This is a genomic window from Pseudomonas sp. NPDC086112 (genome assembly GCF_044746425.1).
GTDB lineage: Bacteria > Pseudomonadota > Gammaproteobacteria > Pseudomonadales > Pseudomonadaceae > Aquipseudomonas.
Genome location: NZ_JBIVCD010000015.1, coordinates 1 through 22,968 on the forward strand (window position 1 = coordinate 1; position 22,968 = coordinate 22,968).

The window sequence follows — 22,968 nt, forward strand, 5'->3', positions numbered from 1 at the left end:
GTTGAGGCTTATGCTGTAACCAAGTCATAACGACGAGCTACCCGTCATCCCGTTCAAACGCTACTTCACCATTGGTGAAGTCAGCGAGCTATGTGCCGTAAAACCGCACGTGCTGCGCTACTGGGAGCAGGAGTTTCCTCAACTCAACCCCGTCAAACGCCGCGGAAACCGCCGGTATTATCAGCGCCAGGACGTGCTGATGATCCGGCAGATCCGCGCGCTTCTTTACGATCAGGGGTTTACCATCGGCGGCGCACGCTTGCGTTTGTCCGGTGATGAAGCCAAAGACGATACCACCCAATACAAACAAATGATCCGCCAGATGATCGCCGAGCTGGAAGATGTGCTGGTGGTTCTCAAGAAATAAATTCCTGCTTTTAAATACTTCCAGTTTTCAAAAGCTTGCGATATATTCTTGAGCGTTCCTCGAGATGAGGAACAGATTCAACGCCTAGTCGGGGCGTAGCGCAGTCCGGTAGCGCACTAGCATGGGGTGCTAGGGGTCGAGTGTTCGAATCACTCCGTCCCGACCATATTTACTGAGTAGAATCAGACACTTAAGCCGATCAAATAGATCGGCTTTTTTGTCCCTGCGCAAAACCAATCGCGTTCTGTAGCCAGGCTGGCGCCTTTTCCCTGATCGCTTTAAGACCTTCGACAGTATGGCGTTTGCGCTGTTTCTTCTCGCTGCGATTGATCGTACTGGCGGCGGGGATGTCCGGGTACAGTCCCTTTGCCGCGGCGTGGTTGAAAATATCGATCAGAACGTCGCAAAACGAGTGATGCAATCACCGTCGAAGGCGCACCTTCTCCCAGCTGCGATCAACGTAGAACGACCCCGTATCGCCCCGAAGGGAATAAAGCGTTGCTCTGTAGAAGGCTGTCCCGCGTGAAAAGTACATCCCACGCAGTTTTTGGTAAGCCCATTTCCATCCGTGCTTAGGTTCGGTGCTCATACTTTGCCCAGGTCAGTATCATCCATTCCCTGATGGTAGCTCGGGGGGGATGGATGTCCAACTATCGATTTCGGGCGTCAAAAGTACGTCCTGGAGCGATTCTTTTTCTGAAAATGAGTGCTGAGTAAACAAGTAGCTGAGGTATTCCCCAAGCCCGCCAAGTGCGGGCTTTTTTACGCCCGGAGATACATATGGCCGAAACTGAAAAATATCGCGATATCCTCGCGCGTACACGTTGGGGGGAAGCCTTGAATTATATGGTCGGAACGGAGTGATTCGAACACTCGCCCCCTAGCACCCCATCTCCTTTTTCATACTTCTTGAAAACTCCAAAATTTTACTCTGGATTTTTCTAAGATAGTATTTACTTGAGTTCCAGCGGTGTTCTGCTCTACGAGAGTCCAGGAACGCCCATCAAGAGCCGACGTTTTTGTGGGGGGAAAAGTAGGGGGGAATCCATTTCATGGCCAAAATCACCATCAAAGAACTCGAGTCGCTAACCGCCAATTAGCCCTCGCCCCACCAAGACTTTGTCTGACCGTCATTCACGCGATTGCGAATGGTCCAAGCCACTGCGATCTGACCTGCGAGCGATTCGTCACGGGTTGCGAGATTTTACCTTGCGACCCTTTTTTATTTTTGGTCGTTTTTACCCCTACAAAACGCCTGGCTCTGGGTGGAATCCTCGCCGTTTCCGTTTGGGCCTGAAGTCCACTTTGGCGTTTTGTCCAAACATCGAAGAGAAATTCTGGGACGTCATTGGGCTGTATCTGGAATGCAAAGGGAGAGGATGTTTTGAATAAAATACAATGCGCCCGTGAGGCACTGGCTTCACCGATCAATAGGGATCTTATTTCTGAGGTGGCACACTAGAGGTTTGAGGATTTTTCAATGGAAAAGTTAGCTTCTTTTTAGTGTGCAGTTAGGAAGTTGTGTTGTGTGGTAGCTATGAAGATTAGTTTTATAATTTACACCCCCTTGTTATGCGTTGAACAATATCAATTGTTTTACCCGTTATGCATATCTGATATGCGTTGACAGTCCTCGATTTGATATGGAATTTTATGCAAGCGTTACTGGCTTTTTTCTTGGCCCGTAAAGTGGTGCGATACTTCTATTCATACATAAAGGACTGTTTATGAGAGCGGTACATATGTTGGGCGCAGGGCATATGGGGGGGGCCATTCTTTACGGCCTTCGTCAGCAGATGAAGGGTACCGAAAGTCTTCGTGTTGTCGAGGTTGATGCCGAGCGTAGCGCCAAATATTCCACTGATGGTTTCCGGGTCAGTACCCGCCTCGAAAGACTTGAGGACGACGACATTGTTGTTCTGGCTGTCCCTCCACAGCAGTTCGAACAGGCATTGGTACAAAACGAGCTGCTCAAACGACATCGCGGCCCGGTCATCTCGGTCATGGCCGGCATCACTTTGCATACGCTGACCCGTGAGTTGGGGCATTGCAACGTCGTGCGTTCGATTCCCAATACACCGTCACAGGTGGGTGAAGGCGTGACACTGTATTACGCCCCGACGCAAGCCCGTCCCGAACTGACAGCTGCTGCACAGCAGGTGTTCGGTGCAATCGGCTTGGTCATTCGTGTTGAGGACGAAGCGCAGATTGATTCAGGCACGGCCCTGGCAGGCGGCGGTCCAGCGCTGGTCGCCTTTTTTGCCGACGCCTTGCAGGAATATGCTCATGAGGAAGGTTTCGATGCCCGTCAGGCTGAACTGATCGCAACTCAGCTACTGCACGGCACTGCCCGGTTGATACGCGAAACGGGCAAGCCCGCCTGGCAAGTCTGCAAGGATGTACAAACCAAAGGCGGTACGACGGAGCGTGCTATCGACACGTTTGTTGATGCGGATATCAAGGGCATCGTCAAAGCGGCGTTACGGGCTGCGGCGCGTCGCTCGGTAGAACTCGGAAAGTAATGAGAAAAGGATAGCTTGATGAGTGCCCAGGTAAATTTGCAATCAGCCTCTCCAAACATCGATTCTCCACCGGCGGAGGACGTCAGTTACTCGCTCTATTTTGGTTTGGGTCAGTGCCTCACACTGGTGGATCACCCTGAAGTGTTCAAAGTCAGCGCGGCCGGCAAAGCATTTGGTTCATTACTGACAAGGCGTTTCGGAAGGCAATACGCCGATGCTCGTTTTCTCGATATAGGAACGGGCAGTGGCGTGCATTCGCTGCTCTTGCGCCGCCTGGGTATGAAGTCAGTCACGGCCACGGACATTTCACCCCAGGCGATTGATGTGGCGAGGATCAATGAGGTTGCCAATCTTGGCACGGGCGATGTCCGATTTATCCACAGTGACCTGTTCGATGGCCTGGATCCCACCAACGACGCCTTTGATGTGATTCTGTTCAACCCTCCTGGCTGGCAAACCCCTTCGGCGGCGTTTCTACAGGCCTTGCAACGTACCGAGTCGGCTCAGGGGCTGTCCATTGAGGCGATGTTTTATGGCGATCGCACGCTCAAACGCTTTTTTGATGAAGTGCCATTATTTCTCAAGCCAGGCGCAAAACTCATTATTGGCCTGAACTCGCTGGTGGGTATTCCTGCCGTGATGCATGCCTTGTGTCAAAAGCACGAGGCCGATTACCACATTGACTGGTGCCTTTTGGAGCGACATGAGTTTCCGCTGATGCTGTACACGCAGCAGTGGCGGCAACTTCAGGGATTGATCCACGAGGAAATCGTCGATTGGACACGCCAGGGCGCCGCGTATTGTCGCTTTAACGAGCAGGGCGACATCATTTGGTCCTATGAAATCCTGGAGCTGACATTCAGCAGAAGGTCAATCGATGGCAACGGGCAATAAACGTTTACCTTTTCTGACCGGGATGCTCGCTGCCGGACTGTCCAACTTGTTTCTGGGACTGTCGTCGCTTTATTGGAGGGTGTTCCATGACATGAATGCTATTGCTCTGGTGGGTTACAGAGTGGTGCTTTCGCTAGCGACCGTCACATTGATCTTGTGGGTGAAGCGAGATCTGCTCGCGCTGTTTCACCGACTGAAGCTGCGTCAAGTAGTGCTTCATGGCTGTGCTGCGGTACTGGTGGCGACCAATTGGGGGGCCTTTATCTGGGCTTCGATTCACGGTCGGGTGCTGGAAAGCGGGCTGGGATACCTGATCGCCCCCTTGGTGAGTATTGCAGTGGGGTTGCTGGTCTATCGGGAACGGCTCAGCCCCCTGAAAGCGGTTGCGTTGGGCATCGTTTGCTTAAGTGTCCTTTTCCTGGTCACAGGCAGCGGCGATCTGGATGCCCGAGTCTATGTCGTCATCGGTGTGACATGGGGGCTGTACACCTGGCTGAAAAAACTCACGTCATTGAGCCCGCTCAACGGGTTGTTTGTGGAGTCCTTGGTGCTTGCCTGCGCGCTGTGCCCGCTGCTGTTTCTGTTCGATGGGTTCATACCCTTGCCCGCCAGCTTCGGCGGGTATGAACAGGCGCTGCTGATTGGCTGCGGGCTGGTGTCGATCATTCCGCTGGCGTTGTTTTCGTTTGCTGCCGGGCGCTTGCCCATTTCGGCCATGGGGCTGTTGCAGTTCATCCTGCCATTGACCCAGTTCATTGTGGCTGTCGAGATCTACGGGCAACCAGCCTCGACTTACACGTTGCTGGCTTTTGCGGCTATTGCGTTCGGCATGATACTGGTCATCTTTGAACCTGTATTGAAAGGCTTCCTTGGATCAAATGGAGTTGAAGAAAGTGGGTCGAAAATATAGCGCTGTCGTCATCGGGCTGGGCATTGTCGGGAGCGCCACGTTGTGGCGCCTGTCGACTCGCCAGTCCAACATTCTGGGTATCGATGCTGGAGCGCCGATCAATCGACTGGGTTCATCCTACGGTGGCTCCCGAATTTTCCGGCAAGCGTATTGGGAGGGCACGCAATACCTTCCTTTGCTTTCCCAAGCCAATGATCTTTGGCACGAACTGGAGGCGTCCAGTGATCATCCTTTGCTGTGGCGTAGCGGTGGCCTTTTCATCGGGCCGCAGAGTTCAGGCGTGGTACCCAAGAGTGCCGCCACGGCGCGGGCAGGCGGGATTGACCATCAGCAACTGAATGCACAACAGATTACGCAGATGTTTCCGGCCTTTCGGGTGCAGCCAGACATGGAAGGTATTGTCGAGGAAGGCGCTTACACGATTGCAGCCGACGCCAGCAGGCTGCACATGCTCAATCTTGCCGTGCGTAGTGGTGCCCAGATTCGTTTCGGTAGCCATGTTCTTGAAATACATCGCAGCGAAGGCAGGCTTTTGATTCGATTGTCTGATGGCGAAGTCATCGAGACGGAGCGGGTCGTGCTAGCGACCGGCTGCACCTTGACCGATAGTTTGATCCCCGACTTGGCCGGATTGTTGCGCCCTAAAAGCGTCCCGATTTATTGGTTCAGCCCCAGGCCGGGCAGCGCCGACAGCTTCAAGAATTTTCCGGCTTTCCTGTATGAACTCTCCGATGGCCGCTTGCTGTACGGTACCCCGCAGATCACTGAGACCGAACCCGGGATCAAGATAGGTTTTCATAACAGTCAGCAAACGGATCTGGATATGGGGACCCAACTGGAGCCCGTCAGCCGCTCGGCAAGGGAGGAAATCGCCGAGTGTGTGGCAGCGCTTTTTCCATCCCTGGACCCAACGCCCTATGCCGCTAAAAAATGCATCTACACCATGAGCCCGGATGAGTCGTTTATCTTGGGGGAGTCGGCGCTACTGCCGGGTGTGTTCTATGTGTCTGCATGTTCGGGGCACGGTTTCAAATTCGCAACTGGGTTGGGGGAGTGGCTGTCCTGGGCGGTTCTTGGCGAGTCGCTGCAGCACATTGCCCCGGCTTTCTCCAAAGCTCGCTTCGATAAGGCCGGGTGAGCTGTCACTGGTCTGGGTGCGGTCTGTTTTCGCTGTCAGTGATTGATTGGAGCTGACTGGTCAGCACCTGGCAGCAATGCCTCAATGAGCTGATGAAATTGTCGACCAGCGGCGAATAGGGGCGATGCTGCGGGCGAACAACACTGACGGTGTACGGAATGGAAAGTGACAGCCCGCGAATTTTCAGCCCAAGTTTGGCGTAGGCCAGTGCTGTGAGTGGATTGATGATTGCGATGCCGACCCCTAGGGCCACCGTCGCGCAGACTGCCGCTGCGCTGTGCGTTTCAACTACCAACTGTCTGTTGATTCCGAGACTGTCGAAAAAACTGTCGATCTTGTTGCGATAGGGATCGTTGGTCGCCAGAGAAATAAAGTGTTCGCCTTCAAAGTCCTCGGGGTACAGGACGGCTTTTTCACACAGTCGGTGGTCGGTGGGCAAGATGCAGACAATGTCCGACGTGAAGATGGTCTCCAGGTCTGTGCCACGGGGGGCAATGGTGTCCTCGATAAGCCCCAGATCAAAGCGCTGTGAAGAAAGCCACTCGTTGAGCAGGGGAGAGTCCTGGGGAGTGATGCTGACTCCCACTCCGGGGTATTGATCGAGGAAATGTTTGCAGACAGTGGGCGCCACGGCCTGGGAGAAAGCAGGCAGGCAAACTATGGTGATTTGCCCGTGCTTGTACTGGCGAATGGCGTCAGCCGCTTTGGCTATCCGCTCAAGGCCAAAATAAGCCCTTTTGACTTCGTCGAAGAGCATCAGCGCTTGTTCGGTCGGGATCAGTTTGGCATTGGCGCGTTTGAACAACGTCAACTGGGTCACTGACTGAAGCCTGCCCAGTTCTCGGCTGATTGTCGGCTGTGAGGTGCGCAGCAGGGCTGCGGCGGCTGTCGCGCTACCTGTCGTCATGACCGCCCAGAATATCTCGATATGCCTGAAGTTCAACGTTGCCATGGCGATCCTTGCCTCAGTAATGGGTAGGATTTAACCATATCAGATATGAATCGATACTGAGTAAATTGATATTTTTAATCTGACTGTACGTTGCAGATAATAGCCAGCAAGCAAGTTCAGTACTTAAGCAAGTGCTCTGGATTATTGGTGGTTATGGATAACACGATGAATTACAGAACGTTTGGCAGGCTTGGCTGGAAAGTCAGTGAGGTGGGTTATGGCATGTGGGGTATTGCCGGCGGCGAAGGAGGCTGGACCGGCTCTGCCGATGAACAAGGCATGCAGGCTCTGCAACTGGCTGTCGATAAAGGCTGCAATTTTTTCGATACCGCATGGATATATGGCCGTGGGCACAGCGAACACATGCTGGGCCGAGTGCTCAAGAGCAATCCCGATAAAAAGATTGTCGTTGCCACAAAGATTCCACCAAAGAACAGGGAGTGGCCTTCCAAACGAGGCGATCGGCTCAATGATGTTTTCCCCTCCGATCATATTCGAGAGTTTGTTGATAAGAGTCTGAACAATCTGGGAATGCACTCTATTGACTTGATGCAGTTTCATGTCTGGGAAGACGACTGGGCACAAGATGAAAGCTGGATGCGGGTGATTGATGACCTGAAGTCTCAGAAGGTTATTCAAGGCATCGGCATCAGTGTTAATCGGTGGGAGCCTGACAATGTCATCAAGACACTGGAGACGGGATTGATTGACAGCGTTCAGGTTATTTACAACATCTTTGACCAGGCGCCCACGGACCACCTTATTCCTGCCTGCAAAAAACACAATGTGGGCGTGATCGCCAGGGTGCCGTTCGACGAGGGGTCCTTGACGGGGGTATTGACGAAAGAAACCGTGTGGCCGGAAGGCGATTGGCGTAACAGTTACTTTGTTCCGGAGAACCTGCACGCCACCGTCGATAGAGTCGAGGTGTTGAAAAAAGACATTCCCGAGGGGGTGTCAATGGCTGAGTGTGCATTGCGCTTCATCCTTTCGAATCCGGACATTCATACGGTTATCCCCGGCATGCGGGCGATAAGGAACCTTTCGCAGAACCTGGCGTGTTCATCGAAAGGTTCCTTGGACGCCGAACTTCTGCAGCGTCTTGCAGGTCATCGCTGGGACCGAACGCCGACAGAGTGGTCGCAATAACATTTCTTACGAAGTGTCTTCTATCTTGATCAAGGGAATGTCATGAAAATTTCAGAGTTGAAGAACCGCAAAGTAGGCGTGTGCTCATCGGGTGGCCTGGTCAGTCTGTTCATTAGCCAGCTACTCGAGAATGAGCAAATTGATTTCGAGCAGTTCATTGTTGATATCGGCCAGCCCAATGAAGAGGCCCATCAATTCTGTACCCGTAATATCGATCTGCTCAATGCCGCCCATGTTGTCGACTTGAAGGAAGATATGGCGACTGAATGCCTGAACGCTGTCAGGGCGCAGGCGCATTACGATGGTGGCTACTGGAACACCACCGGCATTGCCCGTGCCGTCACCGTCAAGGGGCTGGTCGCGGCGCTTGGCGCCAAGGGATGCAACGTCCTGGCCCACGGAGCCGTGCACGGTGGCAACGACGAATTTCGGTTCACGTACTACCTGAATATGTTTGCCCCGCAGATCATGCCCTATTCCCCCTGGCAGGACAGTGCGACGGCTGAACGCTTCAAGACCCGTAGCGATATGGGCCGGGCGGTAATAGACAAGAACGAACAGTTGTTGCGTGACAAGGCTGCCCATTCGATCGATGCCAATCTCGGCGGCGTGTCCCATGAGAGTGTTGAGCTTGAGTCCATTGCCAACTCCCCGGACAGCGTCCAGCCAATCATGGGGGTGCGCCCGGAGCAGGCGCCCGAACAGGTAGAACGTTGCACCATCCGGTTCGAGAAAGGTTACCCGGTGGAAATCAACGGCAAGGTCCTGTCCCATTATGAAGCGGTGGCGATGGCCAACGAAATCGCCGGGCGCAATGGTGTCGTGATCAAGGCAGTGCTCGAGAATCGAATGAATGGCACGAAAGGGCGGGGCACGTATGAGTCACCCGGTCTGGATTTGATCGCCACGGCATTGAAGAGCCTTTATCAGGCGACTGTCGATAAAGACTCCTGGGAAGTCTTGCGTTTCAGTTCGACGTTCATTGCCCGGCAGACGTATGCCGGTCGTTTGTACGATCCGGCCACTCAGGCGGCCTTCAAAGCGGTGAATGAGTTAGTGCAATGGGCCGATGGTTATGTGGACGTGAAGTTATACAAGGGCAGCTATCTGGTTGACCGTGTTTACAACTACAGCCGGAATCGATTCACGGCGCAGCAGTATCGCTTTGCCCATGGCGGGCAACGCTGGATCACCGAAAACATCCTTGAATCTGCCTGATCCGACTGGCGATTCACATGAGCGCAGGGATACCTTTGCTGTGCTCTTTCAGTTACCCGAGCTGAGCGGTCAAGGGAATGACAAACAAGTTAGTGATCTTGTGGGCGCCGCCGCGCTCGCTGTCAACGGCGTTCGTGCGAATGATTGAAGCCAGGGGCGATTTCACGGTACTGCATGAGCCGTTGTGCGATTTGGCTGCCGGTCATGTTTTTACCCATGAAGTACAGGGTGAAACGCACCGGATAGATTCGCCGGACAGGTTGTTCGCGCATGTCAGAACGTTATTGGACAAGGGCAATGTGTTCATTAAAGACACCTGCGAATTTTCTTATGCAGGGTTTATCGATGAAGGTGCTTATCCGGACGACGCGCACCATGTGTTCATGATCAGAAACCCCGAGCAAGTCATCAACTCGCACTATGCAATGAACCCGCAGTTGACCTCACAACAAGTCGGCTACCAGCACCTTGATGCGTTGTACTGCGCCGCCAGAGCGAGAGGCGTACATGATCCGGTCATTGTCGATGCCAACCAGTTGGTGCTGGCTCCGCAAAACGTTATCGCGGACTTTTGCCGCAAAGTAGGCATTGAACAAAAACCCGAATCCTTGCAGTGGGAACCCGGTCATCGCCGAGTGTGGGAGCGCACTCGGCACTGGCATGAAGATGCGGCCCAGAGCACCTCCATAAGACCGGTCAGCAAGCACTATGCGGTACGTGTCGATAACGACCCGCGCTTGAAGTCCTTCTATGACGACAACCTGGTTGTCTACAAGAAGTTCCTGTCTTACCTGTGATGTTCAAACTGAGTCGAGACGCTGTTTCGTTTTGAGTGAGGCGCTGTATGTCGAAAAATCTTGGCTGGCACGCTGGAGCGATCCTGCCGCACATGCGTTCGCGGCAATTACGTCAGCAGCCTTGTGCCTTGTGGTTCACGGGCCTCAGTGGGGCCGGCAAGAGCACAGTGGCGAGGCTGGTGGAGGCGAAGTTGTTCGAGTTGGGGTACGTCACGGTGGTGCTCGATGGCGACAACATTCGCCATGGCTTGTGCCGTGACCTGGGGTTCAGCGCCGATGACCGTATTGAAAATATCCGGCGCGTGGGGGAAGTCACCAAGCTGTTTCTGGACAGTGGAATCATTGTCCTCGCGGCGCTGATATCTCCCTTCGAACAGGACCGCAGTACGGTTCGGACGTTGCTGGGAGCGGACTTCATCGAAGTCTTCGTCGACACCCCGTTGGCAGTGTGTGAACGGCGTGATCCCAAAGGGCTGTATAGCAAGGCCAGGAGGGGTGAAATCACGAATTTCACCGGCATAGACTCGCCATACGAACGCCCCGTGGCCCCCGATATCCTGATCGGAGGGACACCGCAGAGCCCTGAGAGCAGTGCCGACAGCGTTATTGCTTATTTGCGCGAGAGCGGCAGGTTGAATTGATTTGTCGACGCGTCGCCGTACGACTGACATTAAAAAACATGCAATGACTATTTTACTGCCGGGTTTTTCAGAGAGGTTCGAATGGACGGTTTCAGTTACAAACAAGGTGTTCTGCATGCCGAAGGGGTGAACCTGGACAGCCTGGCTGAAAAGTTGGGCACACCCTTGTTTGTTTATTCATTGAGTACCTTGGCGTCGCACTTGCAAAACATGCGCGATGCTTTTTTACTGATTGACCCGCTGATTTGTTTCTCAGTCAAAAGCTGCAGCAATTTGAACATCCTGAAGTTTCTGGTGGAGCACGGCGCAGGTCTGGACGTCGTCAGTGGTGGCGAAATCTATCGAGCCCTGCTGGCCGGTGCTCGCCCCGAAACCATTGTATTTGCCGGGGTGGGCAAGTCTGCGGAGGAAATCAAATATGCACTGGAGGCAGGCGTCTATCAGTTCAATGTTGAGTCTGAGGGGGAACTGGCAAGGATTGATGCTATTGCGGGTCAGTGCGGCTGCAGGGCCAGGGTTTCTATTCGGATCAATCCCGACGTTGCTGACCGTGATACCCCGCAAAAAACATCTACGGGAGGACGTCAGACCAAATTCGGCATTCCGGTGACGCGTTCGGCGCGGCTTTACGCAGAGGGTTTGTACGGCAACGTCGACGTTTTCGGAATCCATGCGCACATTGGCTCGCCTATCCATGACAGCGCTTCCTATCTGGCTTGCATAGACGTCATCGAGACGCTGTTGGATGAGGTGGAACAGGCGGGCGGCACCGTCGATACGATCAATATCGGTGGTGGTTTTCCAGCCATATACGAAGCCTCTCATTCCAATAGCATTTCGTTGCAGGAAATGGGCAGCGTCATTTCTCACCGGCTTAAGAGACTCAAGGCGCGCGGCCTGCGGTTCGTGATTGAACCCGGTCGCTCTATCAGCGCCAATGCCGGCGTGTTGTTGACCGGCGTCGAATACATCAAGGATGGCTGGGACCGTCAGATCGTCATTGTCGATGCCGGCATGAACATCTTGCTCAGACCCACGCTTTACGGTGCCCACCATGCCATGTGGCCGATCCGATATGGCGATTTCAACGGGCACTGGACGCACGCGACCAATCCTTCGCAACCCCGGCCAGACGGGGCATTGTCGCCGGTGGATGTGGTTGGGCCGATTTGTGAAACAGGGGATTTTCTCGCGTTGTCGCGTCCGCTGCCGACGCTTTCGGAACATGACACCCTGGCCGTTTTTTCGGCGGGTGCCTACGCGATGAGCATGGCCAGCCAGTACAACTCGAAAGTTCGTCCGGCTGAAGTGGTGGTCATGGGCGAGCACTATCAAGTCGTGCGCCAGAGAGAGCGCTACGAGGATCTCGTTGCCAGGGAAATGGACGGCATTGAAACAGTCAAGTCTGATGCTAAAAGTTTGAAGCTGGTTAAGTAATCCTCTGTTGTTTGATTAAGGCGGCTGGAAGTGACTGTGGACAATGAAACGTTTTGGCTTGTTTTTTTATTTTCGGCACTCTTGTTGAATATTTCTCCAGGGCCCGACCTGCTTTACATCTTGTCGAGGACGATATCCTCAGGAAAAAAAGTCGGTATCGCCTCGGCGCTGGGGGTCTGTAGCGGTGCCTTTGTCCATGTGGTTCTGGCGGCCTGCGGTGTCAGCGCTCTAATTGCCGCTTCGGAAAATGCCTTCGATGCACTCAAGTATGCCGGTGCAGCTTATTTGCTCTACTTGGGCGTGAAAAGTGTCATGCCCTCCACGGGGTCCGTTCATGATCAGGACAACGCGCAGGTCAAGCAATACGGTGTATGGCAAGCCTACAAGCAGGGCATTCTTATCGACGTGTTTAACCCGAAAGTCGCTTTGTTCTTTCTGGCGTTCCTGCCTCAGTTCGTTCAGCCGTCCATGGGGGCTCCCGCGCTACAGATCTTTTTATTAGGCAGCCTGGTAATCCTGGTTGCCATCGTCGTTGAAGTTTCGTTCGTCCTGGTGGCAGCCAAAGCCACAGAAAGGCTTCGCACCCACCCCAATGCAGGACAGTGGCTGGATCGAGTCATGGGCGCAGTTTTGATTGGACTGAGCATACGTTTGGCCACCACCGTCAGCTTGTGATCCGTGTATCAGCAAGCCTGGGATAGTTTGCAAATAAAGGGATTTATTTATGTCTGGCGCTCCCCTGAGTACTGCCTTTGGTTTTGATGTCGAGTTGTCTTGCGACGTCCTGGAAATGGTTTTGCAGAGTCACTCGACAACGCCGGATCACATTGCCGTTGTGAGCGGCACCGAGCGTGTCAGCTACCGTCACCTGATGCTTATGGCCAGCCATAACGCAGCGTCTCTGGAGGAGGCTGGATTGCAGGGGGGGGAGTGCCTGTTGTGCGGAGTCGATGCAGGTGTCGAGTTATCGGTGGTCTGGTTAAGCGCGATGATGGTCGGTGCCGTGCTCATACCGATCGACTTGTCCTGGCCAGCCAATCGCATGGCCGCCGTATTGGCCAGTACCCGTGCCCGGTTTGTTTATGTGCCCAGAGGTGAAGCGCCCAGACCCGAGCTTTGCGGCCTCACTTGTCTGGAGGTCAGCACTGACTGTGACGATGCGACACTGCCACCACGGACATCGCGCAGCAGTGCCAACACAAACCTCTATGGTTTCTTTACATCAGGCACGACCGGGACGCCCAAATGTGCCTTGAATCATCACGCCGGGGTGGCCAATCAATTCCGCTACATGAGTCGCTACTTTGGCGATGGGCATGTGGTTTACCAAAATAGTGCGCCGCTGTTCGATTCCTCGATCTGGCAACTGCTATGGCCTCTGACCAGTGGCGGCACAACGATTATTCCGTACCGGCGTGAGCTGTGGGATCTGGACTGCGTTGTCGAGCATATTCGTCGTCACCAGGTCACGATGACGGATTTTGTACCATCGCTTTTCAAGGTTCTTGTGCGGGCGTTGGAGCAAGGGGCAATCTGCCCATCTCACTTGCAGAGCCTGCAGTATGTGCTGATCGGCGGTGAGGCCATTGACCCGGTTTCCGTCCATTCCTTTCGCCGGATCCTGCCCGGTGTGCACATCATCAACACCTATGGGCATACGGAAGCCTCTATCGGCATGGTGTTTCACCAGGTGCGTGACACTGATGCCGGAGCTATTCCCCTTGGACGCCCAATCGACAATACCTACGTGCGAATCGTCGGGCCGCAACTGGAGGTGCTGCCAGACGGCATCGTCGGCGAGGTGGTGGTGGGGGGAATCTGTGTGGGCAACGGTTATCTTAACGAGCCCGAGCTGACGGAAAAATCCTTTGTGCCAAACCTGTTTCCCGATGTGCCGGGGGCTTTCGTTTATCGAACAGGCGACCGGGCGCGGGTGCGTGAAGACGGGTTGCTGGAGTTTCATGGACGCCACGATCATCAAGTGAAAGTGCGGGGTGTCAGAATCGAACTCGATGAGGTGAACGCGCGTTTTCGCGAAGCTTTTGTCCAAGTGCGCGATGCCGCGGCAGTCGTCGTCAACGCTGCACAGGGCGACGCCACGCTGGCATTGGCCTACACCGCAGAGCGTGCGATCGATGTCTGTGAACTGCGAAAAGAACTCGGTCGGCTTATGCCCCTGACGCACATCCCACAATACTTTCTGCACCTGCAAACGTTGCCGGTCAGTCCGAATGGCAAACTGGATTACACCGCCATTGCAGCCGCATTCATCGGGAGCTGGCAGTTTTTCCAGGCGCCCACCCCGGCCGTCTCGACGCAGGATCAGTTGCTTGAGTGCTTTCGTCAGGTGCTGTTGAGCGATTGTTTTTGTCAGGACTCGAATTTTTTTGAGTGGGGCGGGGATTCATTGGCTGCTGTTTCACTCAAGGTTTTGATAGGCGCGCGCTTCAACCGGACTTTGGCTTTACAGACCCTCTACCGCCACCCGACACCGCTGAGCCTTGGCGCGGCATTGTTCGATGGCAACGCCGGCACCAAAGCCATTGAAATGGCGCCTTTGTACAGCCACACCTTGCGACCTTGGGGGCAGTCGCAGAGGCGCATCCAGGAAATTCTGCTCACTGGAGCGACCGGTTTTGTCGGTATCCATATTCTGGAGCGTTTGCTGACCTCTACCGCGTTGAGGGTGACGGTACTTTTGCGCGGTGACACCCTTGAGTCAGCCCAGGCGCGGTTGATGTCCATCTACGCCAATGCCTTCACCGGAAGAGTATTGGATACCACCAGACTCAAGGCTGTCCTCGGGGATCTGAGGTCACCCTGCATTGGCCTCGATCCGCAAGAGTGGATACAACTGACCGAGAGCGTGGACGAGGTCATCCATAGCGCCGCTGAAGTGAATTTCTTGTCCGAGCCTTCCCATCTGTATGCCGCTAACGTGCAGGGGACTGCCGAGTTGATCCGGTTTTGCAACGAGTCGACCTTCAAGCGCCTGCACCATGTTTCCTCGTTGGCGGCCAGATGCTCGCTCGATGGTCAGGTCGGGGTGACGGGAGCCGAGCTGGATGAGCATGCCCGGTCGAACGGCATCAATGGCTACGGCTATACGAAATACCTGGCGGACCGATTGATTCTGGACGCCCAGGCGCAAGGGATGCGAGCGAAGATCTATCGGATCGATGATGTCTTGCCGTCGGTGAGCATGGGCTACAGCCATAAAAAATCCCTGGTGCACCTGTTGCTGAAATTATGCCTACGACTCGGGCAGGTGCCCGCGGGTTACGGGTACATTGGTTTACTGCCGGCAGACCGTTTGGCCAACTGGATTTGTCATTTTGTCGCGGCGCCCGAAGCCTTCGATTTGCTGGCACAACAAGTGGATGTCACGGCCATTGAGTTTGTAACGTTCGAGGCGTTGGTGGCCCATTGTGCCAATCGCTTAGGCATGTCGGTCAGCGTCGTCGATCACCGTGACTTTGTCGCGCAGATATCGGAGCGTGCGGACTGCGAATCGATGCTGATTGCTGGCATCCTGGCGGCCGACACTTCGAAGAGAGTCTTGTTTACTGACCCTTCGGATGTGAACTTGCGTGAATCGAGCCGTCAGCGACTGGGTCTGACCCAGTATCAGGAACTGATGGTCACGCTTTCGGAATTTGAGCCGTTTGTGGAACGGTTGGCGGGTGAGTTGGTTTAGTTTTTTTAACGGCTAATGATATGAAACTGTTCAGGCCCGGCAGATCTTCAACCGATACTGCGAACTGAATCCACAGATTCCGGAAGGCTTGGGCCAATCGACCTGTTTAATCAACTCGTTGAAGCATCACCGGCCGAACGCTCCCTTTCGCAGCTAATACAAATAGTGAACGACCAATGTTCACAGCATTGGCCTTTTTCATGCGCGTGACATTTACGTGACTTCTCGATTTCTCACGCCTGCTTCTTCTTCAAAATTGTCAGCACCGGTCCACGCGAATCGGTTGCTGACCGTGTTCGCAGCTTCAATCAAATGTCCAAGCTCAGCGCCCGGGTATGACTGGTGATGCTGCCGGTCTTCTATTGGTACTGACAGCCTGAGAGAACGATTTAGCTATGGGGCTGACCTTCGCCCTTACATGGCTCCGCATTCAATACGACGGAACCAAGCCAGTCCACTAGCTCATCGAAGCTGCACTAGGGTGTGCTGCCCGTTATGAGTATGTGAGATCAATTCTGACCAAGGGAAGGTTGTCGGCATCGTATGTACAACGATGTATCCGCAGAGCACATCTGATTCTCAGACACAAAGATGCGCAATCAATCACATGCTGCGGTAGGTCGCTGGTGAAACGATGTAATTCAATGTTGCTAACGTGGTGCCGATACTCCTGTATCCATATACCAACGGAGTGACAACGCATGGAAATCAGCAACACCCAAAGCGAGTACCAGAAGCCCAAAAATCTGGCTGGCCTGGGACGTCGGTGGGGAGGACAAATGATTGACTCCATAACCACCTTCTTTCTGTTCTATGCCGTAGGGCGAGCAGCCGAGTTTGTTGGTTTACCGCCAACCGTGGTCGCCCTCCTGGCTTTAGGATCAGGCGCGGCGTATTACCTGTTTTCCGATGCAATGCCCAACGGTCAGAGCTTGGGTAAAAAGCTGCTGGGGATGTCCGTGATTGATGAGCGCAGCTACCTTAACTGCAATCTATATCAATCTTTTGTACGCAACATCACTACGCCGTTTCTGAGTATTTTTGACTGGATATTTATTTTCTTTGGTTCGCGAAAACGGCTTGGTGACATGCTCGCATCTACGATCGTGATCCGATCCAAGTAAAGGCAAACGCTAGGGTCCCCACTTTTCGGGCGAGAAAGAATCATGCGGTTTTTTGTGACAGTAGTAGGCGTTCCAGCTCTGGCATTGATGCTTCTGTCTTTGCATGCGGGAGCGGAAACAATCAGGATTTCAGGGGTCCCAGGCGGGTGCACGGAGCCTGCTTTGACAGCAGCTTACATAATGCATGGCAGGCAGTACGAGCGTCCTATTGAAGAGACTAAGTCGCTAATCCCCGACTACGATCCGATTAAAGATGAAACAGGACTGACCAAGACAATGTTCTCTGCTGCTGAGCTTTATCCCGTGGAGGAAACAAAGGAGGGCAAGGAAGCCTCAGTGAAGCAGTTTTCCACTTTCTTTCGGGTCCTGTGCTTTGATGCTTATAGAAAAATGCAGCAGGCAAATCAAAAGCAGGGGAGCGGACAATGAACATGCGGATTTTGATAGGGATGGTGGCCTGAAACTCCGCATGTCCTGACGTGAAAAGCCCAGTCTAAATGCTGGATTTTGCTAAGTGCAGGACTCGGATGGAATCAAAACGACTAGATCCGTATCGCCTACGTCGACACCCGCCTGCGAAAACAGAGTTGTAACTTGGCCGCGATGATGGGTCTGATGGTTAAAAAAATGCATGACCAGGCTGTAAAAATCCTTAGCGGACACTACACCCTTCATGTTTGCATAATTGAAGGGGCTGTCTAAATCGGACTCCGTAATGGATTGAGCCCATTTGATGATTATTCGGTCGAGCCATTCTCGATACGCTGAGAGCTCTCGAATATTAGAGAACAACAATTGATCGAGGCTTTTCGGATCAGGAAGCTGCCTCACCGGCTCCAGTGCCAAGTGGTTCGTTGGGTGCTTGGCGAATCGCTTCAGCCAGATTGTATCTCCGACCGCTAAGTGGTTCAGAGTCCCGAGAATAGAGCCAAAAAAAGCTTTCCTGTCCGCCGAGAGCACTTCATCGGACAAGCCCCTGGCTGCTTCATAGACCTTGGCACTCATCCACTCGTTATAGGTTGCCATCAGACAGATATGGCTAGTGCGGCTCATCGTGTTCATCCTTTGAGTGGTTTGATAAGCGATCCTCGCTCATCTAAAAGCCCAGTCTAGTGCTGGGCTTTTGTATTTTGGCGGGCTGTATCAAGCCTGGGCGGGCCGGGCAAGATTTTAGCAGAGACGGTGTCCACATCGTTTGAGGTCCAACGCAACGACATCCCCGATGACGATTACTACGACGAGATCTTCGGTTGTGTCGACACCATCGGCCCGCTGGCTGGGGCACATTGCCCCCACCCGTCGGCTCGCTGACGTTAACCAAGCAGACTCGTCAGCTCCGCAAGCGCCGGGCTAAGGAAAAACCCCGCAAAAACAGCCGCTTCCAGATGGATGGCTGATTGTGTAACTTGTTGATACAAATATGAATCTGTATCATTTAGTTTCATATCGAGGGTGCGAGGGAGTGCATTGCCCATATAAAAATAAGGTCCAGGTAATGCTCAAAATGCTACTCGTGTATGGTCATCTGATTGCCACCTGTATTGCTCTGGGGAGGGTGTTACAGGCGGATCAAAAGCTATGGAGCTGGCGCAAGGATGTGTTGAGTGAGATACAGCGTGAGTATCTCGACGAGACCCAAAAAATCGTCACGCTCGCGCTATTGGCTCTTTGGGGAAGTGGCTTGCTGCTGGTGCTACAGGGTTACCTCTATGAGGGGAGCGCGTATCTGCTCAATCAAAAGCTCTGGGCCAAGGTGAGTGTTGTCGCGCTGCTTAGCCTCAATGGTGTTTTGTTGCATCGGATCGGTTTCCCGCTGCTGCAGAAGGCCCCCTTTGTCTTGTTACGCAACTCCGGCCGCACTCGCCTCGCTCTCTTGGGGGCTCTCTCTATGAGCGGCTGGTTATTTGCCGCTTTCCTGGGGGTAGCTCGAGCGTGGAATCACGTACTTCCTTACTTGCATGTGATGGGGGCTTTTGCTCTGTTCTCGTTGGTTGCCTGTGTAGTGGCGCTGATAGTCGCCAGTGCAGCGGGCGTCAGGGGAGATGAGTGGTCACGTACTGGCAGCAAGTGAAGCCAGGTCGGTTGTTCCTTCTCGTTTCTGCGGTGTTGCTCTTGCGGTCTTCCGAGGTGATGCGAGTTCACACTGTCCTCAATAAGTGAACAATGTGCCGCCGCTAAGGCGGCACAGGTGGATCAAGAGGTTGAATACTCGATATACAGTCTTTCGAGCGCCTCTTGGTATTTATCTCCTTTCAAAGTTTTTTTCAGCACTCCCAGGGCCTCGAGCGCTGAAGCCGCAGCCAGCGCCTCGTTTTCTCCCCGGTATGCGGCGCGCAGCCTTGCTGCTGCAATTATCGATTCTTCAGTCGTTGGCATGTTATTGCCCTCGAAGGATTGAACCTCACTGATAGTCGCAACCCTCAACGATTTCAAGCCCAAGGGGAGAGCTCCACCGAAAGGTCTTGGCCTGTTCAATGAAGTCGACCCCGATCAGCTTTGCACCGCCCCCGCGAAAGTGACTGCTGCGCAACGACAGCATGGACTGGCTCAGGTCGGACAGGCGCGGTGGCTGGCGCTGCTCTTCGTCGGCAATCCCTCGGCTCTCCCACTCATTGCCGACATAGGTGCCCGCCCCAGTGCGCGAGGCCAAAAAGCCTTCGGCAATCAGCTGATCGAATGCATTGAGAATGGTGATCCGCGACAGCGCCAATTCTTTGCTCAGGGTCCGCGTCGACGGCAGGCGCACGCCCCCTTGCATCTTTCCGCTGAGAATCTGCTTGCGAATCTGCAAATAGAGTTGGCGGTACAGGGGGATGGCGCTGGTACGGTCCAGCTCAATAGCCGACAGCAGCAAACCTGCAGGGGATTTCATTACATGCTCGTCTGGAGGGAGGTGGTTTGACCTGGAACACCATCAGGTACCCGCAGGGTATCGAGAGGCACTGGATAAGTCATCCATGGCAGCTGTTGATGCAGTGCCCGCTGTCATGAAATGAAAAGCCATTGTCGTCTGATGAGAAGCGACTCACCAGGCGGCGTCCTACAGTCCAATCAGCGCAATTCGACGCAGCACGCCCAACTTGAGACTGGAGAATAAGAAAAAATGGCCAAAGCCGTACGCTTCTACGAAACCGGTGGTCCCGAAGTCCTTCGTTATGAAGAGGTCGAAGTCGGCGATCCCGGTCCAGGCCAGGTTCGTCTTCGTCATGTGGCGGTGGGCCTGAACTATGCCGACACCTACTTTCGCAATGGCACTTACCCGATCCCGATGCCCAACGGCATGGGGGTTGAAGCGTCCGGTGTGGTCCAGGCCATCGGCGCAGGGGTGACCAACGTACAAGTCGGTGATCGCGTCACCTACACCGGTTTTCTCAATACATTGGGCGCCTACAGCACCGAGCGTCTGATCCCGGCCGCGCCGCTGATCAAGCTGCCGGAAACCATCAGTTTCGAGACTGCCGCAGCCATGACCATGCGCGGCTTGACGTCGTCGTACCTGATGCGACGCATTTACGACTTCAAGCCCGGCGACAGCATTCTGTTGCACGCCGCTGCCGGTGGTGTGGGCCTGATTGTTTCACAGTGGGCCAAGCTGCTCGGCCTGAACGTCATTGGCACTGTGTCCACCGAGGCAAAGGGTGAAATTGCCCGGGCCCATGGCTGCGAGCATGTCATCAATTACAGCCATGAAGACGTCGCCCAGCGCGTTCGCGAGCTGACGGACGGCGTTGGGGTCAACGTGGTGTTCGACAGTGTCGGCAAGAACACCTTCATGGGTTCCCTGGACTCGCTCAAGCGTCGCGGTTTGATGGTGTGCGTCGGCACGGCATCCGGCCCGATCCCGGCTTTCGATCCGGTATTGCTGGCGATGAAAGGCTCGCTGTTCCTGACCCGTCCGGCCCTGGCCGATTACATCGCCGATCCGGCGGAAAAAGCCGCGTTGGCGGGCGAATTGTTCGATCATGTCGGCAGCGGCCGGATCAAGATCGAGATCAACCAGCACTATGCTTTGCAGGATGCCGTGCAGGCCCATCGCGACCTGGAATCACGCAAAACCACGGGCTCATCGATTTTCGTCATTTAAGGGAGTTGTCTGCCATGAAAGTCGAACAATTGACCTGCAACATTGGCGCGGAACTGGTGGGCGTCAACCTCGCCGATGCAGTCCATGACGACGGTCTTTTTGCCGAGATTCGTGCTCAGCTGCTCAAGCATCGGGTGGTGTTCCTGCGTGATCAGGACATCACACGCGAGGAGCATGTGGCATTCGCCCGGCGCTTTGGCGAACTGGAGGATCATCCGGTGGCCGGCAGTGATCCGGATCATCCCGGGCTGGTGCGCATCTACAAGAACCCGGACCAGCCGATGGACCGCTACGAAAACGCCTGGCACACCGACGCGACCTGGCGCGAGGCGCCGCCGATGGGCTGTGTGCTGCGTTGCGTAGAGTGCCCTCCGGTGGGCGGCGACACTATGTGGGCCAACATGGTCGAGGCCTATGCGCGCTTGCCCGAAGACGTGAAGGTGAAGATCGCCGACCTGCGCGCGCGCCATAGCATCGAGGCGAGTTTCGGTGCCGCCATGCCGATCGAAAAGCGTCTGGCGCTCAAGGCGATGTATCCGGATGCCGAGCACCCGGTGGTGCGCACCCACCCGGAAACCGGGGAAAAGGTGCTGTTCGTCAACGCCTTCACGACGCACTTGAGCAACTACCACACCCCCGAGCGGGTGCGCTTCGGCCAGGACGCCAACCCGGGCGCAGGTGAACTGCTGCGTTACCTGATCAGCCAGGCCTACATCCCCGAGTATCAGGTGCGCTGGCGCTGGAAACCCAACAGCATCGCCATCTGGGACAACCGCAGTACCCAGCACTACGCCGTCATGGATTACCCGCCGTGCCATCGCAAGATGGAACGCGCCGGCATCATCGGCGACAAGACTTACTGATCGACCGCCACTGCATTCGCACTCGTAAACACGCCTGCCCGGCACGATCCCGGGTGGGCGGAACAATCATAAGAATAGGAGTAACTCATGCAATTCTTCGACGATTCCCTGCACCCGGAAAACATGGAAAAGGTGGTGATCACCGTGGCCCCGTATGGCCCCGAGTGGATGCCGGAAGACTTCCCCGAAGACATCCCGCTGACCATGGACGAGCAGGTGCAGAAGGCGGTTGAGTGTTATGAGGCGGGTGCAACGGTATTGCACCTGCACGTGCGTGAATTGGACGGCAAGGGTTCCAAGCGTCTGTCCAAGTTCAACGAATTGATCGCCGGTGTGCGTGAAGCCGTGCCGGACATGATCATCCAGGTCGGTGGTTCGATTTCCTTCGCGCCGGAAAGCGATGGCGAAGCCGCCAAATGGCTGTCTGACGATACCCGGCACATGCTGGCCGAGCTGACGCCAAAACCGGATCAGGTCACGGTGGCCATCAACACCACCCAGATGAACATCATGGAACTGCTGTATCCGCAATACCTGGAAGGCACGTCCCTGGCCAATCCTGCCTATCAGGCGGCGTATAGCGAGATGACCGTACCGGCCGGCCCGGCCTGGGTCGCCGAGCACCTCAAGCGTCTGACGGACAACGGCATCCAGCCGCACTTCCAGCTGACCGGCATGCATGCCATGGAGACCCTCGAGCGTCTGGTGCGCAAGGGTGTCTACAAGGGCCCGTTGAACCTGACCTGGATCGGTATCGGCGGCGGTTTCGATGGCCCCAATCCGTTCAACTTCTTCAACTTCATCCACCGCGCGCCAGACGGTTGCACCCTGACCTCCGAGTCGCTGCTCAAAAACGTGATGCCGTTCAACACCATGTCGATGGCCATGGGTATGCACCCGCGTGTGGGCAATGAAGACACTATTATTGATCACAAGGGCGATCGTTTCGGCTCGGTTGCGCAGATCAAGCAAACCGTACGCATCGCCCATGAATTGGGTCGCGAAATCGCCACGGGTAAAGAAGCCCGTGAGATCTACCGCATCGGTGTGCAGTACCAAAGCATCGAAGAAACCCTGTTGGCCAATGGCATGGCCCCCAACCGCAAGGCCGGGCAGAAAGGTGTGCCGCAACGCGGCTGATCGGCAGACGAAGCGGGGGGCAATGGCTTCCCGCT

22 protein-coding genes, 1 tRNA gene and 3 pseudogenes are annotated in these 22,968 nt (G+C 54.7%); 20 read left to right on the forward strand and 6 right to left on the reverse strand.

The window, feature by feature from the left end:
* Positions 1-46 precede the first annotated feature (46 nt).
* Both ACIPLA_RS13160 and ACIPLA_RS13165 read left to right on the forward strand, forming a co-directional pair.
* Positions 47-367 carry a MerR family transcriptional regulator gene (locus ACIPLA_RS13160; protein WP_401173577.1) on the forward strand — a complete coding sequence of 107 codons (321 nt, stop codon included), beginning with the start codon at positions 47-49 and terminating at the stop codon, positions 365-367.
* Positions 368-456: 89 nt separating this feature from the next.
* Positions 457-533 (forward strand) — tRNA-Pro (locus ACIPLA_RS13165).
* A gap of 60 nt (positions 534-593) precedes the next feature.
* Here ACIPLA_RS13165 and ACIPLA_RS13170 read toward each other — a convergent pair.
* A pseudogene (locus tag ACIPLA_RS13170) lies at positions 594-767 on the reverse strand (integrase); the annotation flags it as partial.
* Between the two features lie 699 nt (positions 768-1,466).
* Positions 1,467-1,559 (reverse strand): annotated as a pseudogene (locus ACIPLA_RS13175) (cell wall hydrolase); the annotation flags it as partial.
* Positions 1,560-2,094: 535 nt separating this feature from the next.
* On the opposite strand from ACIPLA_RS13175, the gene proC reads away from it, so the two are divergent.
* From proC to solA, 4 genes are read left to right on the forward strand one after another with little or no spacing between them, the layout of a single operon-like run.
* On the forward strand, positions 2,095-2,889 hold the full coding sequence (gene proC / locus ACIPLA_RS13180) for a pyrroline-5-carboxylate reductase (RefSeq protein WP_401173447.1): 795 nt from the start codon (positions 2,095-2,097) through the stop codon (positions 2,887-2,889).
* Between the two features lie 18 nt (positions 2,890-2,907).
* The gene (locus tag ACIPLA_RS13185) at positions 2,908-3,783 is read left to right on the forward strand and encodes a methyltransferase (RefSeq protein WP_123498788.1); all 876 of its coding nucleotides are present in this window, start codon (positions 2,908-2,910) and stop codon (positions 3,781-3,783) included.
* The gene (locus ACIPLA_RS13190; RefSeq protein ID WP_148050152.1) at positions 3,767-4,693 is read left to right on the forward strand and encodes an EamA family transporter; all 927 of its coding nucleotides are present in this window, start codon (positions 3,767-3,769) and stop codon (positions 4,691-4,693) included. The genes ACIPLA_RS13185 and ACIPLA_RS13190 overlap by 17 nt, the downstream gene beginning before the upstream one ends.
* Positions 4,662-5,831, forward strand: coding sequence for an N-methyl-L-tryptophan oxidase (solA, locus tag ACIPLA_RS13195; RefSeq protein WP_401173450.1), 1,170 nt, complete (start codon positions 4,662-4,664; stop codon positions 5,829-5,831). The genes ACIPLA_RS13190 and solA overlap by 32 nt, the downstream gene beginning before the upstream one ends.
* Before the next feature lie 4 nt (positions 5,832-5,835).
* Here solA and ACIPLA_RS13200 read toward each other — a convergent pair whose 3' ends face one another.
* Entirely contained in the window at positions 5,836-6,783 is a 948-nt protein-coding gene (locus tag ACIPLA_RS13200) for a LysR family transcriptional regulator (RefSeq protein ID WP_218399189.1), read from the reverse strand.
* Between the two features lie 165 nt (positions 6,784-6,948).
* On the opposite strand from ACIPLA_RS13200, the gene ACIPLA_RS13205 reads away from it, so the two are divergent.
* From ACIPLA_RS13205 to ACIPLA_RS13245, 9 genes are all read left to right on the forward strand, one after another.
* A complete protein-coding gene (locus ACIPLA_RS13205; protein WP_401173452.1) occupies positions 6,949-7,932 on the forward strand; it encodes an aldo/keto reductase in 984 nt (327 codons plus the stop codon).
* Positions 7,933-7,974: 42 nt separating this feature from the next.
* On the forward strand, positions 7,975-9,150 hold the full coding sequence (locus tag ACIPLA_RS13210) for an argininosuccinate synthase domain-containing protein (RefSeq protein ID WP_218399191.1): 1,176 nt from the start codon (positions 7,975-7,977) through the stop codon (positions 9,148-9,150).
* 77 nt (positions 9,151-9,227) lie between these two features.
* Complete coding sequence (locus ACIPLA_RS13215) at positions 9,228-9,947, forward strand: sulfotransferase family protein (protein ID WP_007992552.1); 720 nt, start codon at positions 9,228-9,230, stop codon at positions 9,945-9,947.
* A 47-nt stretch (positions 9,948-9,994) separates the two neighbouring features.
* Positions 9,995-10,588 (forward strand): adenylyl-sulfate kinase, encoded by a 594-nt coding sequence (gene cysC, locus ACIPLA_RS13220; RefSeq protein WP_218399192.1) that lies wholly within the window; start codon positions 9,995-9,997, stop codon positions 10,586-10,588.
* A gap of 81 nt (positions 10,589-10,669) precedes the next feature.
* Complete coding sequence (gene lysA / locus ACIPLA_RS13225) at positions 10,670-12,025, forward strand: diaminopimelate decarboxylase (RefSeq protein ID WP_401173454.1); 1,356 nt, start codon at positions 10,670-10,672, stop codon at positions 12,023-12,025.
* A 30-nt stretch (positions 12,026-12,055) separates the two neighbouring features.
* A complete protein-coding gene (locus tag ACIPLA_RS13230; RefSeq protein ID WP_401173456.1) occupies positions 12,056-12,700 on the forward strand; it encodes a LysE family translocator in 645 nt (214 codons plus the stop codon).
* 115 nt (positions 12,701-12,815) lie between these two features.
* Positions 12,816-15,722, forward strand: a complete 2,907-nt coding sequence (locus tag ACIPLA_RS13235) for an AMP-binding protein (protein ID WP_401173579.1) — start codon at positions 12,816-12,818, stop codon at positions 15,720-15,722.
* 701 nt (positions 15,723-16,423) lie between these two features.
* A complete protein-coding gene (locus ACIPLA_RS13240; RefSeq protein WP_218399196.1) occupies positions 16,424-16,846 on the forward strand; it encodes an RDD family protein in 423 nt (140 codons plus the stop codon).
* A 162-nt stretch (positions 16,847-17,008) separates the two neighbouring features.
* Positions 17,009-17,275 (forward strand): hypothetical protein, encoded by a 267-nt coding sequence (locus ACIPLA_RS13245; RefSeq protein ID WP_218399197.1) that lies wholly within the window; start codon positions 17,009-17,011, stop codon positions 17,273-17,275.
* Positions 17,276-17,356: 81 nt separating this feature from the next.
* Here ACIPLA_RS13245 and ACIPLA_RS13250 read toward each other — a convergent pair whose 3' ends face one another.
* Positions 17,357-17,899, reverse strand: a complete 543-nt coding sequence (locus tag ACIPLA_RS13250; protein ID WP_401173459.1) for a DinB family protein — start codon at positions 17,897-17,899, stop codon at positions 17,357-17,359.
* 129 nt (positions 17,900-18,028) lie between these two features.
* On the opposite strand from ACIPLA_RS13250, the gene ACIPLA_RS13255 reads away from it, so the two are divergent.
* Positions 18,029-18,157 carry a hypothetical protein gene (locus tag ACIPLA_RS13255; RefSeq protein ID WP_256349037.1) on the forward strand — a complete coding sequence of 43 codons (129 nt, stop codon included), beginning with the start codon at positions 18,029-18,031 and terminating at the stop codon, positions 18,155-18,157.
* A gap of 184 nt (positions 18,158-18,341) precedes the next feature.
* On the forward strand, positions 18,342-18,917 hold the full coding sequence (locus ACIPLA_RS13260) for a hypothetical protein (RefSeq protein WP_218399200.1): 576 nt from the start codon (positions 18,342-18,344) through the stop codon (positions 18,915-18,917).
* 122 nt (positions 18,918-19,039) lie between these two features.
* On the opposite strand, the gene ACIPLA_RS13265 is transcribed toward ACIPLA_RS13260, so the two are convergent.
* Both ACIPLA_RS13265 and ACIPLA_RS13270 read right to left on the reverse strand, forming a co-directional pair.
* Entirely contained in the window at positions 19,040-19,222 is a 183-nt protein-coding gene (locus ACIPLA_RS13265) for a hypothetical protein (protein ID WP_218399201.1), read from the reverse strand.
* 130 nt (positions 19,223-19,352) lie between these two features.
* Positions 19,353-19,718, reverse strand: a pseudogene (locus ACIPLA_RS13270) (GntR family transcriptional regulator); the annotation flags it as partial.
* A gap of 231 nt (positions 19,719-19,949) precedes the next feature.
* On the opposite strand from ACIPLA_RS13270, the gene ACIPLA_RS13275 reads away from it, so the two are divergent.
* From ACIPLA_RS13275 to ACIPLA_RS13285, 3 genes are all read left to right on the forward strand, one after another.
* On the forward strand, positions 19,950-20,930 hold the full coding sequence (locus ACIPLA_RS13275) for a quinone oxidoreductase (RefSeq protein WP_008072383.1): 981 nt from the start codon (positions 19,950-19,952) through the stop codon (positions 20,928-20,930).
* A gap of 14 nt (positions 20,931-20,944) precedes the next feature.
* Positions 20,945-21,793 carry a TauD/TfdA family dioxygenase gene (locus ACIPLA_RS13280; protein ID WP_218399202.1) on the forward strand — a complete coding sequence of 283 codons (849 nt, stop codon included), beginning with the start codon at positions 20,945-20,947 and terminating at the stop codon, positions 21,791-21,793.
* A gap of 87 nt (positions 21,794-21,880) precedes the next feature.
* Entirely contained in the window at positions 21,881-22,933 is a 1,053-nt protein-coding gene (locus ACIPLA_RS13285) for a 3-keto-5-aminohexanoate cleavage protein (protein WP_218399203.1), read from the forward strand.
* Positions 22,934-22,968: the final 35 nt, after the last annotated feature.

Coding starts and splice junctions, on each gene's coding strand:
- proC (WP_401173447.1), top strand. CDS start 2,095: ATGAGAGCGGTACATATGTTGGGCGCAGGGCATATGGGGGGGGCCATT.
- ACIPLA_RS13185 (WP_123498788.1), top strand. CDS start 2,908: ATGAGTGCCCAGGTAAATTTGCAATCAGCCTCTCCAAACATCGATTCT.
- ACIPLA_RS13190 (WP_148050152.1), top strand. CDS start 3,767: ATGGCAACGGGCAATAAACGTTTACCTTTTCTGACCGGGATGCTCGCT.
- solA (WP_401173450.1), top strand. CDS start 4,662: ATGGAGTTGAAGAAAGTGGGTCGAAAATATAGCGCTGTCGTCATCGGG.
- ACIPLA_RS13200 (WP_218399189.1), bottom strand. CDS start 6,783: ATGGCAACGTTGAACTTCAGGCATATCGAGATATTCTGGGCGGTCATG.
- ACIPLA_RS13205 (WP_401173452.1), top strand. CDS start 6,949: ATGAATTACAGAACGTTTGGCAGGCTTGGCTGGAAAGTCAGTGAGGTG.
- ACIPLA_RS13210 (WP_218399191.1), top strand. CDS start 7,975: ATGAAAATTTCAGAGTTGAAGAACCGCAAAGTAGGCGTGTGCTCATCG.
- ACIPLA_RS13215 (WP_007992552.1), top strand. CDS start 9,228: ATGACAAACAAGTTAGTGATCTTGTGGGCGCCGCCGCGCTCGCTGTCA.
- cysC (WP_218399192.1), top strand. CDS start 9,995: ATGTCGAAAAATCTTGGCTGGCACGCTGGAGCGATCCTGCCGCACATG.
- lysA (WP_401173454.1), top strand. CDS start 10,670: ATGGACGGTTTCAGTTACAAACAAGGTGTTCTGCATGCCGAAGGGGTG.
- ACIPLA_RS13235 (WP_401173579.1), top strand. CDS start 12,816: ATGGTTTTGCAGAGTCACTCGACAACGCCGGATCACATTGCCGTTGTG.
- ACIPLA_RS13240 (WP_218399196.1), top strand. CDS start 16,424: ATGGAAATCAGCAACACCCAAAGCGAGTACCAGAAGCCCAAAAATCTG.
- ACIPLA_RS13250 (WP_401173459.1), bottom strand. CDS start 17,899: ATGAGCCGCACTAGCCATATCTGTCTGATGGCAACCTATAACGAGTGG.
- ACIPLA_RS13260 (WP_218399200.1), top strand. CDS start 18,342: ATGCTCAAAATGCTACTCGTGTATGGTCATCTGATTGCCACCTGTATT.
- ACIPLA_RS13265 (WP_218399201.1), bottom strand. CDS start 19,222: ATGCCAACGACTGAAGAATCGATAATTGCAGCAGCAAGGCTGCGCGCC.
- ACIPLA_RS13275 (WP_008072383.1), top strand. CDS start 19,950: ATGGCCAAAGCCGTACGCTTCTACGAAACCGGTGGTCCCGAAGTCCTT.
- ACIPLA_RS13280 (WP_218399202.1), top strand. CDS start 20,945: ATGAAAGTCGAACAATTGACCTGCAACATTGGCGCGGAACTGGTGGGC.
- ACIPLA_RS13285 (WP_218399203.1), top strand. CDS start 21,881: ATGCAATTCTTCGACGATTCCCTGCACCCGGAAAACATGGAAAAGGTG.